The organism is Streptomyces sp. NPDC014006, assembly GCF_043088925.1.
Taxonomy (GTDB): domain Bacteria; phylum Actinomycetota; class Actinomycetes; order Streptomycetales; family Streptomycetaceae; genus Streptomyces.
In genome coordinates this window covers 24,654-38,316 of sequence record NZ_JBICAJ010000002.1, presented here as the reverse complement: position 1 = coordinate 38,316, position 13,663 = coordinate 24,654, and the positions used below count along the sequence as shown (strand labels likewise).

At 70.9% G+C, this 13,663-nt stretch carries 9 protein-coding genes; all 9 read left to right on the top strand.

Annotated elements, in window-relative coordinates; translation table 11 throughout:
* Positions 1-20 precede the first annotated feature (20 nt).
* The 9 genes from ACF1GV_RS06595 (at position 21) to ACF1GV_RS06555 (ending at position 13,055) form a co-directional block, all read left to right on the top strand.
* Positions 21-776: an acetoacetate decarboxylase gene (locus tag ACF1GV_RS06595; RefSeq protein WP_391678577.1), complete on the top strand. Its 756-nt coding sequence runs from the start codon at positions 21-23 to the stop codon at positions 774-776.
* The gene (locus ACF1GV_RS06590) at positions 773-1,765 is read left to right on the top strand and encodes a 3-hydroxyacyl-CoA dehydrogenase NAD-binding domain-containing protein (protein WP_391678575.1); all 993 of its coding nucleotides are present in this window, start codon (positions 773-775) and stop codon (positions 1,763-1,765) included. The genes ACF1GV_RS06595 and ACF1GV_RS06590 overlap by 4 nt, the downstream gene beginning before the upstream one ends.
* Positions 1,762-2,985 carry an acyl-CoA dehydrogenase family protein gene (locus ACF1GV_RS06585; RefSeq protein ID WP_391678574.1) on the top strand — a complete coding sequence of 408 codons (1,224 nt, stop codon included), beginning with the start codon at positions 1,762-1,764 and terminating at the stop codon, positions 2,983-2,985. The genes ACF1GV_RS06590 and ACF1GV_RS06585 overlap by 4 nt, the downstream gene beginning before the upstream one ends.
* Before the next feature lie 250 nt (positions 2,986-3,235).
* Complete coding sequence (locus tag ACF1GV_RS06580) at positions 3,236-4,693, top strand: class I adenylate-forming enzyme family protein (protein WP_391678572.1); 1,458 nt, start codon at positions 3,236-3,238, stop codon at positions 4,691-4,693.
* A gap of 20 nt (positions 4,694-4,713) precedes the next feature.
* Entirely contained in the window at positions 4,714-6,465 is a 1,752-nt protein-coding gene (locus ACF1GV_RS06575) for a DUF3556 domain-containing protein (RefSeq protein ID WP_391678569.1), read from the top strand.
* A complete protein-coding gene (locus ACF1GV_RS06570; protein ID WP_391678566.1) occupies positions 6,458-7,873 on the top strand; it encodes a phytoene desaturase family protein in 1,416 nt (471 codons plus the stop codon). The genes ACF1GV_RS06575 and ACF1GV_RS06570 overlap by 8 nt, the downstream gene beginning before the upstream one ends.
* Positions 7,870-9,132, top strand: a complete 1,263-nt coding sequence (locus ACF1GV_RS06565) for a PucR family transcriptional regulator (RefSeq protein WP_391678564.1) — start codon at positions 7,870-7,872, stop codon at positions 9,130-9,132. Before ACF1GV_RS06570 ends, ACF1GV_RS06565 begins: the two co-directional genes overlap by 4 nt.
* A gap of 496 nt (positions 9,133-9,628) precedes the next feature.
* Positions 9,629-10,432, top strand: coding sequence for an intradiol ring-cleavage dioxygenase (locus tag ACF1GV_RS06560; RefSeq protein WP_391678562.1), 804 nt, complete (start codon positions 9,629-9,631; stop codon positions 10,430-10,432).
* A gap of 391 nt (positions 10,433-10,823) precedes the next feature.
* The gene (locus ACF1GV_RS06555) at positions 10,824-13,055 is read left to right on the top strand and encodes an ATP-binding protein (protein ID WP_391678561.1); all 2,232 of its coding nucleotides are present in this window, start codon (positions 10,824-10,826) and stop codon (positions 13,053-13,055) included.
* Positions 13,056-13,663: the final 608 nt, after the last annotated feature.

The window sequence follows — 13,663 nt, the reverse complement described above, 5'->3', positions numbered from 1 at the left end:
GCCCCGAGGGGGAACACACGATGCATCAGTACGACATACCCCGGCACATCGCGACGCCGCTCACCAACCCGGCCTATCCGCCGGTCGTGCCGCGCTTCACCGACCGCGAGTACCTCAACATCGTCTACCGCACCGACCACGAGGCACTGCGCGCCGTCGTGCCCGAACCGCTGGAGATCGACGAGCCGCTGGTGCGCTTCGAGGTGATGCGCATGGGCGACGTCAGCGGATACGGACCGTACACCGAGTCCGGCCAGGCGATTCCGGTCCGCTACGAAGGCGAGCGCGGCGAGTATCTGCACGCGATGTACCTGGACAACCTCCCGGCCATCACGTCCGGCCGCGAGGCCGGCGCCTACCCCAAGACCGCCGGATCGCCCGCCCTCTACGCCGACCACGGAGCGCTGGTCGGTGCGCTCGACGTGGGCACGCTGCGGGTGGCGACCGCCACGATGGGCTATAAGCACTGCGAGCTGTCGGTCGAGGAGGCCGTGGCCCAGGTCGGGGTGCCGACCTACATGCTGAAGCTGGTCCCCGGGTTCGACGGGGCGCCGCAGGTGGCGCAGTTGGTGCGCACGGAGATCACCGACATCACGGTGAAGGGCGCCTGGACCGGTCCGGCCCGGCTGCAGCTCTTCGAGCACGTGCTGGCGCCCCTGGCCGATCTGCCGGTGCGCGAGATCGTCTCGGCCAGCCACATCCTGACCGACCTGACCCTGGCGCCGGTCAAGCCCGTGCACGACTACCTGGCCCATCCCGCCCGTCCCGTGCGGTGAACACGGCCACGCACGCAGAAGGAGGACATGTGATGACCAAGCCATTCACCACCGCCGCGGTGGTCGGCGCCGGCACGATCGGCCTGTCCTGGGCCGCGCTCTTCGCCGGTCACGGCCTGCAGGTACGCGTCACCGACCCGCGGCCGGATCTGGCCGAGGCTGTCGCCGAGGCGCTCGACCGGGCGGCCGGGCAGCTGGCCGCGCAGGGCCTGGACCCGCACGGCCTCGCCGAGCGGGTGCACATCGCCGACGATCTCGCCGACGCGGTGCGCGACGCCGACATCGTTCAGGAGAACGGACCGGAGAACGCCGACTTCAAGCGGGAGTTGTTCACCACCCTGGTCGGCGCGGCCCCCGCACACGCGCTGCTGCTCAGCTCCTCCTCGGCCATCCCCGCCACGGCGTTCACCGACACCATCGAGGAGGCCGGCCGGATCCTGATCGGCCACCCCTTCAACCCGCCGCACCTGGTGCCTCTGGTGGAGGTGGTACCTGGGGAGCGCACCTCGCAGGAGAGCGTGGCGCGGGCCGTGGACTTCTACCGCTCCGTCGGCCGGGTCCCGGTCGTGGAACGCAAGGAGATCCTCGGCTTCGTCGGCAACCGCCTGCAGAACGCCCTCAGCCGGGAGGCGATCTACCTGGTCGAGCAGGGCGTCGTCAGCCCGGCAGAGCTGGACACCGTGATGGTGAACTCGCTCGGCCTGCGCTGGGCGACGGTCGGACCGTTCCTCGGCGCACACCTCGGTGGCGGCCCCGGCGGCTACCGGCACATGGCCGAGCACATCGGTGTGTCGATGCAGAAGATGTGGGACTCCCTCGGCAGCCCGGAGCAGAGCCCCGAACAGACCGAACGGCTCGTCGCGGCCGTCGAGGACGCCTATGGCTCCCGTTCCTACGCCGACCTCAGCCAGGAACGCGACGCCAAGCAGCTCGCCGTGCTGTCCGCCCGGGACAGCGCCACCAGCCTGGAGAAGGAGACCCGGTCATGACCGCACTGCTGCCCGAGAAGGAATCCGAAACGGCATCCGTCGACGAGCGGCCGGCCGCGGACTTCTACGACTTCGAGTCGCTGCTGCCGTCGCACGAGCGCGAACTGCTGCTACGGGCCCGGTCGTTCATGCGCACCGAGGTCAAGCCGCTGGTCAACGAGTACTGGGCGAAGGGGGAGTTCCCCCGGGAGCTCATCGGCAGGTTCCGCGAGCTGGGACTCGCCGGCGTCCCCTACGAAGGGTACGGCGACCCCCTGCCGGCTGGAAGCAACCTGCTGGTCGGCATGCTCTCCATGGAGTACACCCGCACCGACGCCTCCAGCGCCACCTTCTTCGGCGTGCACAGCGGCCTGGCGATGTACAGCATCTACCGGGGTGGCGACCAGGAACAGCGGGATCGCTGGCTGCCCTCGATGGCCGCGCTGGAGACCATCGGCGCCTTCGCGATGACCGAGCCGCTCGGCGGCTCCGACGTGGCCGGGGGCATGCGCACCACGGCCCGCCGGGACGGCGAGAACTGGGTGCTCAACGGTGCCAAACGGTGGATCGGCAACGCCACGTTCGCCGACCTGGTGGTGGTCTGGGCCCGCGACGAGGCGGACGACAAAGTCAAGGGCTTCGTAGTGGAGAAGGGCACCCCGGGCTTCTCCGCGGTGAAGATCGAGAACAAAATCGCGTTCAGGATCGTGGAGAACGCCGAGATCACCCTGACCGACGTCAAGGTGCCCGAGGCCAACCGGCTGCAGCGGATCGACTCCTTCCGTGATGTGGCGGAGATTCTCCGCGCCACCCGCAGCGGAGTCGCCTGGCAGGCCCTCGGCGTGATGATCGGCGCGTACGAGCTGGCTCTCCACCACGCCAAGGAACGCAGGCAGTTCGGCCGCCCGATCGCACGGTTCCAGATGGTGCAGGACCTGCTGGTCAAGAGCCTCGGCAACATCACCGCCTGCTGGGGCATGCTGGTCCGGCTCGCACGGCTGCAGGACGCCGGTGTTTTCCGCGACGAGCACTCCTCGCTGGCCAAGGCCTACGTCACCTCGCGGATGCGCGAGGTGGTCGCGTGGTGCCGGGAGATCTTCGGTGGCAACGGCATCGTGCTCGACTACGACATCGCCCGGTTCTTCGCCGACGCCGAGGCGATCTACTCGTTCGAGGGCACCCGCGAGATGAACACCCTCATCGTCGGAAAGTCGATCACCGGCGAGAGCGCCTTCGTCTGACCCGGGCTCTCCACGACCCCGCACCGGCCCCGAGTGAAGCGTGCCTCGGGGCCGGCGTGGATCGGTGCGGGCGTGCCGGCCTCTCTTCGTGCGCCGCGCACAAGTCCGGCCGCGAGCGTCGTCGCCCGCGCCCATGGGCCGCGAGCCCCGCCCATTCGTACCGTCTCTCCTCACGTACCGGACATCCGTCCCGCGTCGGGACGGGCGTTCCGTCCGCCCGACGTCCGTCGACGTACCACGAGGAGCCGACATGCACATCGCGGAACTGCCAGACCTGCGGGCCCGACGGGACGCCGACGGTCCCTGCACAGCCGACGAGACGTCGGTCCTGGACAACGCGGCGTTCGCCCGCCGGGTCCGCCGAGCCGCGGCGGCCCTGCGGGCGCGGGGGATCGGGCGCGGGGACGTGGTGGCACTGCTGCTGCCCAACACGGTGGACTTCGTCGTCGTGCTCTTCGCCGCCTGGCGGCTCGGCGCGGCGGTGACCCCGGTCAACCCGGCTCTCACCGACGACGAGGTGCGGTACCAGCTCGGCTACGCGGGCGCCGCGGTGGTCGTCACCGCGGAGCCGTCGACACTCGCCAGGACGCTCACGGTGGCCGAACTGGGCGCCACGGCCGAAGACACGGCCGCACCGCAGACGGATGCTGACGCGCTCGCCCTGCTGATCTACACCAGCGGCAGCACCGGGCGCCCCAAGGGCGTCATGCTCGACCACGCCAACCTCGCCGCCATGGCGGGCATGATGATCGAGTCCGCCCGGCTCTCCGAGGCCGACCACAGCCTGCTGATCCTGCCGCTCTTCCACGTCAACGGAATCCTGGCCGGTGTGCTGTCCCCGCTGCTGGCCGGCGGACGGGTCACCGTGGCCGGACGGTTCCGGGCCGAGACCTTCTTCGACCTCGTCGAAGCCGCGCGCCCGACCTGCTTCTCCGCGGTCCCGGCGATCTACTCGATGCTCGCCGAACTTCCGGACCACGTACGGCCGGACACCTCGTCGGTGCGGTTCGCCGCCTGCGGGGCGGCCCCGATGCCGCCCGCACTCATCGAGCGGTTCGAGCGCCGCTACGGCATCCCGATCCTGGAGGGCTACGGCCTCTCCGAGGGCACCTGCGCCTCCACCACCAACCCACTGGACGGCCCGCGCAGGCCCGGCACGGTCGGACGGCCGATGCCCGGCCAGCAGGTCGCCGTGATGGACCCGCAGGGCCGGATCGTCCCGGCGGGGGAGACCGGTGAAGTCGTCGTCCGCGGACCCAACGTGATGCGCGGCTACCTTGGCCGCCCGGAGGAGACCGCCCGCGCCGTGGTCGACGGCTGGCTGCACACGGGCGATGTCGGCCGCTTCGACGAGGACGGCTATCTCGTGCTGGTCGACCGCATCAAGGACATGATCATCCGAGGCGGCGAGAACATCTACCCCAAGGAGGTCGAGACCGTCCTCGGCGACCATCCCGACGTGCTCGAAGCCGCCGTGGTGGGCGCCGCCGACCCGCGGCTCGGCGAAGTGCCGGTGGCGTTCGTGGCGCTGCGTCCTGGCGCGGCAACCGACGCGGACGGCCTGCTCGACCACTGCCGTGCCCGGCTGGCCAGGTTCAAGGTGCCCACCGACATCGTCTTCGTCGACCGGCTGCCCAGGAATCCCGTCGGCAAGACGGACAAACCCGCACTGCGGGCCAGGACCACCGCTGTCACCGTGGCCGGCTGAACAGGGGCGGGAGAACAGTCATGGGATTCCTCGCACCGAACACGGCGGACGTCGACCTGCAGCAGTGGCGCAGCCGCCCCTACCAGCAACGCATCAGGCCGCTGGCCGAGCACTGGACCATGCACGGCTTCGGCACCCCCGGCATCGTGCACCTGCTGTACCTGCTCAAGATCACCGCGTACGCGCTCGGCGGCATCGCGGTCGTCTCCGCGACCCCCGGCGTGGGAGGCATCGCGGACTTCGGTACCTGGTGGGCGGAGCCGCTCGTCTATCAGAAACTCGTCGTCTGGACACTGCTGTGGGAGGTGCTGGGCCTCGGCTGCGGCTCCGGCCCACTCAGCTCACACTTCCTGCCGCCGGTAGGCGCGTTTCTGCACTGGCTGCGCCCCGGCACGGTACGGCTGCCCCCCTGGCCCGGCCGGATTCCGTTCACCGCGGGAACCCGGCGCACGGTGGCCGATGTGGCCCTGTACGCGGCGCTGCTCGGGGCGGCGGTGTGGCTGCTGTGCTCACCGGCCGAGTCAGGCGGCCCGGGCGCGTCCGACGTGTCGGCTCCGTGGCGCGTCGCCGTCCTCGCCGCGCTGCTCGCGCTGCTCGGGCTGCGCGACAAGACCGTCTTCCTGGCCGCCCGCGCGGAGCACTACGGTCTGACGCTCGTGGTCTTCCTCTTCCCGGTGAGCGACATGACCGCCGCGCTGAAACTGGTCATGCTCGCCCTGTGGTGGGGCGCGGCTTCCTCCAAGCTCAACCGCCACTTCCCGTTCGTGGTGGCGGTGATGATCAGCAACAGCCCGCTGCGGCCGGCCTGGTTCAAACGCCGGCTGTACCGCCACTACCCCGACGATCTCAGGCCGTCCGCTCTCGCCGCCGCGGCCGCGCACAGCGGCACGGTCGTCGAGTACGCCGTGCCGCTGGTCCTGGTCCTCTCCCACGGCGGGACCGTCACCACGGTCGCTCTGGCCGTGATGGTCGTCTTCCATCTGCACATCATGTCGACCTTTCCGATGGGCGTACCGCTGGAGTGGAACGTCTTCTTCATCTACTCGGCGCTCGTTCTCTTCGGCCACGACGCGGCGGTCGGCGCCTTCACCCTGCACTCGCCGCTGCTGGCCGCGGTGCTGGTGCTGAGCCTGGCCGTGGTCCCTCTGCTCGGGCACGTCCGTCCCGACCTGGTGTCGTTCCTGCCCTCGATGCGCTACTACGCCGGCAACTGGGCCACCAGCCTGTGGTGCTTCCGCAAGGGCACCGAACACCGGCTGGGCGAGCACATCGTGAAGGCATCCGGTCTGCCCGTGGAGCAGCTCACCCGCCTGTACGGAGCCGAAGCCGCCGAGCTGGTACTCCACCAGGGGCTTGCCTGGCGGGCGATGCACAGCCACGGCCGTGCGCTGGCCGGGCTGCTGCCGCGGGCCGTGGACGACGTGGAATCCTACGATGTGCGGGACGGCGAGACCGTGGCGGGAGCTGTCCTCGGCTGGAACTTCGGAGACGGCCATCTGCACAACGAGCAGCTGGTGGCCGCCGTACAGCAGCGGTGCGGTTTCGCGCCGGGCGACCTGCGCGTCGTCGTGCTGGAGTCCCAGCCGACCCACCGGCAGCGCCAGCACTACCGCATCGTGGACGCGGCGAGCGGCCTGGTCGAGGAGGGACATGTGAACGTGGGGGAGATGGTGATCAGGCAGCCCTGGCTCGACGACGAGACACCCGCGATTCCCGTCGAGCCCGTCGCGCACCCGCGACCGGCGACCGAGGTGGCGGCCGCACATGAGTGACGCCATCGTGGTGGGGGCCGGCCCGAACGGGCTGGCCGCCGCCGTCGCCCTCGCCCAACGGGGGCTGAGGGTGACCGTCCTGGAGGCCGCCGACGAGATCGGCGGCGGCACCCGGAGCAGCGAACTGACCCTCCCCGGACTCCTGCACGACCACTGCTCCGCGGTCCACCCGCTGGGCGTCGGCTCGCCGTTCCTGCGCACCCTCGGCCTGGAGCGGTACGGCGTCGACTGGGCGTGGCCCGAGGTCGATCTGGCCCACCCGCTGGACGGCGGGCGGGCCGGGGTGCTGCTCCGCTCCATGGAGCGGACCGTGCGCGGGCTCGGTGCCGACGGCCCGGCCTGGGAGCGGCTGTTCGCGCCGCTGACCGACGACTTCGACGCCCTGCTCGACGACGTCCTGCGGCCGGTGGTGCACCTGCCGGCACATCCTCTCCGCCTCGGCCGGTTCGGGGTGCGGGCGCTGCAGCCGGCCACGGCGGTGGCTCGGCGCTGGCGCGGCGAGGAGGCCCGGGCACTGTTCGCGGGGGCGGCGGCGCACGCATTCCATCCCCTGACACGCCCCCTGACGGCGTCGCTCGGGCTGATGTTCGTCGCCGCCGGGCACCGTTACGGCTGGCCCGTCGCCCGCGGTGGCTCCCGTGTGATCAGTGACGGGCTGGCCGCGCTGCTACGCGAGCTCGGCGGCACGGTCGAGACCGGCGTGACCGTGCGAGCGCTGACCGAACTCCCGCCCGCCCGGATCGTGATGCTCGACGTCGCCCCGCGCGCTGCCGTCGGCATCTGCGGTCCGGCACTGCCGGCGCGCGTCCGACGCGCCTATCTGCGCTGGCGCCACGGCCCGGCGGCGTTCAAGGTGGACCTGGCCGTCGCGGGCGGGGTGCCGTGGACCAACGAGTCCTGCCGCGAGGCCGGCACCGTGCACCTCGGCGGCACCCTTGAAGAGGTCGTCCACAGCGAGTCGGAGACCAGCCGGGGCCGCATGCCGGAGCGACCTTTCGTGCTGCTCTCCCAGCAGTACCTCGCCGACCCGGGCCGCTCGGCCGGGGACGTCCACCCCGTCTACGCGTACGCGCACGTACCGCACGGTTACACCGGGGACGCCACCGAGGCCGTGCTGGGCCAGATCGAGCGGTTCGCTCCCGGCTTCCGGGAACGCATCGTGGGCATCGCTGTTCGTTCGGCCGTGGAGCTGTCCCAGTACAACCCCAACTACGTGGGAGGCGACATCATCGGCGGGGCCAACACCGAGGTGCAGCTCGCGCTGCGCCCCCGGATGTCCCTCGACCCCTACAGCACCGGCATCCCCGGCGTGTATCTGTGCTCGGCGGCCACCCCACCCGGTGCGGGGGTGCACGGCATGTGCGGGGCGAACGCCGCCCGCTCCGCACTGCGGTACCTGGACCGGTGAACGGTCCCGTGCAGCGGCCGGAGGGGACACCGGACCCGGTCGTTCTCGTCGCCCAGGTGATACAGGCCAACCGGGACGACGTCATCGCCAGGCTGGTCGCCACCACCGAGGCGGAGATCGCCCAACTGGAACACGACGAACCGCTGCACAGGCTCCTGGAAGCCAGCATCACCGAGAACATCGTCACCGCCCTGCACGTCATCATCAACCGCATCGACCCGCAGACCGTGGACGCGCCGGCCTCGGCCGTCTCCTACGCCCGCAGGCTCGCCCAGCGCGACGTTCCGCTCTCCGCCCTGCTGCGCGCCTACCGGCTCGGCCATGCGCAGAGCCTGGACCTCGTCCTCGGCGAGGCGGTCCGGCTGGGGCTGCCGGATCCGGCCGGCACCGTCATCACCCTGGTCAGCCTCAGCGCCGCCTATGTGGACCGGGTCTGCGATCAGATCGGCCGTGTCTACGAGGAGGAGCGTGAACGCTGGGTGGGCACCCGTGGCATGCTGCGCCAGTACTGGGTCAGCCAGCTCCTCGACAACCCCCGCGTCGATCTGCGGCAGGCCGAGGCCGCCCTCGATTACCGGTTGTCCGGCAACCATATGGCCGTCGAGGGCTGGCTCCACGGACCCACGGCGACCGCCGACCCCACCGCCGTCTTCGACCGGCTGGCTTCGCTGCTGTCCACCGTCCTGCGTGCCCATGGCCGTCCCCTGCTGGTCCACACCGACGAGGCCGACGCCCGGATCTGGCTGGCCGTCAGGTCCGACTGCCCGGTGGACCCCGACACCATCGCCACCGAGCTGGCCGACGCCGCGCTACCGGTGCGGGTCGCCCTCGGCATCGTCCGCCCGGGCCTCGACGGCTTCCGCCGCAGCACCCGAGCCGCTGCCCGCGCCAAGGCCCTCGCCCTCTCCGCGGGGGCCGGCACCCCCGAAGTGGTGGCCTTCACCCGCGTCGCGCCCGTCGCTCTCCTGGTCGAGGAGCCCCGCGAACTGGCCGACTTCGTCTTCGACACCCTCGGTGAGCTCGCCGTGGACGACCGCCGCCGCGAGCTCCTTCGTGAGACGCTGCGCGTCTTCCTCGCCACCAATCGCAGCTACGCCGCCACCGCGGACCAGCTGATGGTGCACCGGAACACTGTCCACTACCGCGTCCAGCGCGCCGTCGACCACTATCAACTCGACCTCGACGCCAACGCCTTCGACCTCCACTTCGCTCTCATGATCTGCCGCTGGCACGGGTCGAAGGTCCTGCGCCGCGAGTGAAGACGACGGGCACGCGCCGCGACCACGGCGATCCCCCCCCGGGGCACCTGGCCGACGGCCATGTCTCCCCTCACTCCCGGCCTGGGCCATCCGGGCGGTGAGCAGCGTTCATCGGGGCTGGCATCACGTCATACGTCAGCGGCCCAGGCCGATGCCGACATCCTGAACCAGGCGGTCTCGCTGTCTGAATGGCGCCGCACCCGAGTCGGCACGTTCCCGTCGATGAGGTGGTCGCGCCGAGAGCAGTGAACGACCGTACCCGCTACGCCTGTTGGAGCGTGGCCGTCCGCGCATGGCTCAACACGACGTCAGGCCCTCGTCCTGCTGATCCGGATCGTCATCGGCGCGGCGACCGTGCACGGCGCCCACGTGGCACCCATGGAGGGTGCGACCGTGCATGGCGCGCACGTGGCACGCATGGAGGGTTTCGTTACGCGGTTGCCTCGTGGGTCGTCCGTGCGATCCCGTGAGCCGTCACAGACGCCATGCTCACGCCATGACTGACATTCCCCGCCACACCACCGCGGAACCGCAGCGCGACCTCCAGCCGTCGGACGTTCCCGCAGGTGCCACCCGCAGGTCCGTCATAGCGGCCTTGGGCGGCGCCACCCTCGGCGTGGCCGCGCTGGGTCTCGCCGCCACGCAGGCGACCGCCGACACCGAGCACCAGGCCGCGGCCCGGCCGGCTGCAGCCTGCGTCCTCACGCCCGAGCAGACCGAGGGGCCATACTACCTGGACCTGGAGACGGTCCGCAAGGACATCACAGAGGGGAAGGCGGGTGTTCCGCTGACCCTCCGCGTGACGGTGGTCGACGCAGTGACCTGCGCCCCGCTGCCCCGGACGGCGGTCGACATCTGGCACTGCGACGCCCTCGGGGTCTACTCCGGCTATGCCGCCGGCGGTTCCACCCCGGACACCACCTTCCTGCGCGGCGTGCAGCTCACCGACTCCGCCGGTGTCGCGGAGTTCACCACCATCTACCCCGGCTGGTACGCCGGCCGGGCCCTCCACATCCACGTCAAGACGCATGCGGGAGGCACCGTGTCCAACGGGACGTACCACGGTGGCCACGTGTCCCATACGGGCCAGCTCTACTTCCCGGAGGCGTACAACACCAGGATCGCTGTCCTGTCCCCGTACCGGAACAACACGGTCACCCGCACGCTCAACGCGCGGGACGGCATCTACCGCAACGGCGGGTCCTCGACCCTGCTGACCCTCACCCAGGCAGGCAGCGACCTCGGCAAGGGAGTGACCGGAACCGTCGTGCTCGGCATCGACCCCGCCGCCACACCCTGACGCACTTGGACGCCTGCGATGGCCGGCCCTGCCACCGTGTCGGCCATCGCACGCGCGACTCCGGCCGCACTGCTCCTGCCGGAGCCGACCGGCTCAGACTTCGTAGAGACACATGGCTGAAGGCGATGGTTTCGTTCCTGGGCGGTGCGGCCAGGAGTCGGGCATGAGCCGGAGTCGAACGTGTGAAGTGTGCGGTGCGACGTTGACCGTGAGGCCGCACGGGGGTCGGCCGGCTCGATACTGCTCCAGCGCCTGTCGGCAGCGGGCGCTGCGGCGACGGGCGGCTTCGGGCGTCACGCCTGCGGTCTCGACGGCCGGTGGAAACGTCCTGCCGTCGGCGCTCGACTCCTTCGTCGGCCGGCAGAGCGAGCTGTCGGCCCTGCGTACCCTCTTGAGGAGCTCGCGCCTCCTCACGCTGACCGGTGCGGGCGGTGTGGGCAAGACCCGGCTGGCGCTGGAGTTCGCCAAGGGATTACCGAGGCGCTTCGCACGGGTCGACCTCGTGGAACTCGCCTCACTCCAGGACGGCGCGCTGGCGACGCAGTCCGTGGCCGCCGTGCTGGGGGTGGGCGAACGAGCGGGCCGGACCGGCGTCGACGTGCTGGTCCGGGCGATCGGTGACGCCTCCCGGGTGCTGATTCTGGACAACTGCGAGCATCTGGCCGAGCCGTGCGCCCGGCTGGCGGCGAGCCTGCTGAGCCGCTGCCCCCGTCTGCGGATCCTGGCCACCAGCCGGGAGGCCCTGAGGGTGCCCGGAGAGACCGTGTTCCGGCTCGGCGAGCTGTCCCTGCCGCCGGCCGACGCCGGAGACGATGCGACGGCCCTCATGCAGTCCGATGCCGTACGGCTCTTCGTCGACCGGGCCGCGAGCAACTCCCCAGGGTTCGCGCTCCATCGCGGCAACGGCCATCTGGTGGCCGAGATCTGCCGGCGCCTGGACGGTCTGGCGCTCGCAGTCGAACTCGCGGCCCGCCACGTCCGTGCGCTCGCGCTGAGCGACATCCTGGCAGGGCTGGACGACCAGTTCTGCCAGTTGGACCTTCTGACCGGGGGAAGCAGAACCGGACCCGCACGCCACAGCGGGTTCGCCGCAGCTGTCGACTGGAGCCATCGGCTGCTGGATCCGGCCGAGCAGGCGGTCTTCCGGCGCCTCTCGGTCCTGGTCGGCGGGTTCGACGCGACCGCTGCGCAATCAGTCTGCGCCGGTGACGGCATTGGCCGGCGGCAGGTATTCCGCATCCTGTGCGCCCTGGAAGCGAAGTCGCTCGTCGTACGTCTGCCGGGAGAGACGGCGCCCACACGCTTCAGGCAGTTGAGTGCCATCCGTGCCTGCGCCCTGGACCGTCTGCGTGCATCCGGCGAGCTTTACGCCACCCTGCGCCGGGCGCTCGCGTGGCTGACCGAGCTGGCCGGGCGAGGCCGCAGGGAGGTGTTCGCCGACCAGGCCGGCAGCCCGCTCGCGGCGGAACGGGACAATCTCGTGTCGGTACTGGCCTGCAGCGCCGGCCACGGCGATGCCGTGCAGGCGCGGCTGACACTGGAGCTGGCACGTGTGCACTACCAGCAGGAGCAGCCGTCGGCCGCCCGCGCGCTGCTCAGCGGACCACTGCAGGGAGCCGGAGGCCGGGCGCTGGGTGGGCAGGTGCCGGCGCTCGCCGCACGCGTGGCCTGCCAGCTGGCCCATCTGGACGAGGCGCTGTGCCTGGGGGAGCAGGCGGTGCAGAGCGAACGGATGCGCGGTGACGCCGCCGGACTGGCCAACGCCCTGGACGCACGGGCGGCGGCGCGCCTGTGCCGCGGTGAGTTCGCCGAGGCCGTCGCGGATCTGAGGGAGTGCCTGGAGGCCGTCGCTTCCTCCGGCAGGCCGCAGGACATTGCTTGGTGCACCCATCACCTGGCCTGGGCGCTGCTTCAGTCCGGCGACGAGTTGGAGGCCGACGAACTGATGACAAGGTGTCTGCCCATGCTGAGGCAGCAAGCGCCGTGGCCTCGGATCGCGGCCGCGCTGCACACCGCGGGAGCCGTACGGCTGGCCTTGGGGCGTCTGCGCAGCGCGGAGACCTTGTTCTCCGAGGTGCTGCGGATCGCTCCTGGGGCCAGCTTCCATGCCCTGTACCCCGTGGAGGGCCTGGCCCTCGTGGCTGCGGAGAGCGGCGACATGCAGCGTGCGCTGAGGCTGTACGAGGCGAGCGTGCAGGCGCGGCGCCACCTGGACACCGAGCCCGAGGCTCCCTGGCGGCACAGGATGGAACAGGCGGCGGCGCGTGCCCGGACACGGCTGTCAGCTGCGGCGCGGGAGGCTGCCGTCGCCGGTGCCCGTGGGCTGCGCGGAGAGCGGCTGGTCGCGTACGCGCTCGGCGCAGGGAGCGGTGAGGACCGATCGAGGCGCGATGTCCGCGCCACCGACGAGCGGCTCCGGCTCACCGCAAGGGAGTCCACGGTGGCCGAACTCGTCGCCGAAGGGCTGACCAACCGGCAGATCGCGGACAGGCTCGGACTCTCGGGCCACACGGTCGCCACGCACCTGGACAAGATCCGCGACAAGCTGGGCCTGCGCTCTCGCACGCAGATCGCACTGTGGGCAGCCGCACGGACCGAGGGTGGGTGCACAGCCGGGCGGTGAGCACCTGGAACAGGAAAAGCTCGGCCGACGGAAGGCCGGACCACAAGCGTTCTTCCACCTTCGAGCAGTCCCCCTGCCTGCATCTGAACCACGGGACTGTCTTTCAACTGTCGGCACGGTGAAACGGGGCAGGCCGACCCGGCTGCAGGCCACCGAGCTCGGTGCCCGCGCCCCCGCCCCCGGCGAGTTCACCGGGTACTGCCTGCAGCCGGCCGAGATCCGCATCCAGTGACCGGCCGGACGCGCCCTCACCGAGTTGTCGCGGCTGAGCGGAGCGCGGTCCGGTCATGTCGGGCCTGCCTGCCGTGACACAGATCTCGATGCGGTTCTGCCGCACGTGTCCATACCCTGGTCGGGATGTCGTGTCCGAGTCAGGTGGAAGGCCCGTTACCGGCGCAGCGTCAGCGATGTCAGCAAGCGGCCGGCGTGAATCCGTCAACGACCGGTGGGCCTCAGCTGGAGAGCGAGCCACTGTAGGCTGGAAGAAAGCCCTTGACCTGCGGAAAGCAGGCAGGGAGCTCAATTCAGGGAGTTCTGAATGCTTCGTACCATGTTCAAGTCCAAGATCTAGCGTTTGGGTGTTTGTGCAGGTCAGCGGCATGATGGAG

What these genes read in the sequence shown, in the direction of transcription:
- ACF1GV_RS06595 (WP_391678577.1), top strand. Translation starts at nt 21, where the DNA reads ATGCATCAGTACGACATACCCCGGCACATCGCGACGCCGCTCACCAAC.
- ACF1GV_RS06585 (WP_391678574.1), top strand. Translation starts at nt 1,762, where the DNA reads ATGACCGCACTGCTGCCCGAGAAGGAATCCGAAACGGCATCCGTCGAC.
- ACF1GV_RS06580 (WP_391678572.1), top strand. Translation starts at nt 3,236, where the DNA reads ATGCACATCGCGGAACTGCCAGACCTGCGGGCCCGACGGGACGCCGAC.
- ACF1GV_RS06575 (WP_391678569.1), top strand. Translation starts at nt 4,714, where the DNA reads ATGGGATTCCTCGCACCGAACACGGCGGACGTCGACCTGCAGCAGTGG.
- ACF1GV_RS06570 (WP_391678566.1), top strand. Translation starts at nt 6,458, where the DNA reads ATGAGTGACGCCATCGTGGTGGGGGCCGGCCCGAACGGGCTGGCCGCC.
- ACF1GV_RS06560 (WP_391678562.1), top strand. Translation starts at nt 9,629, where the DNA reads ATGACTGACATTCCCCGCCACACCACCGCGGAACCGCAGCGCGACCTC.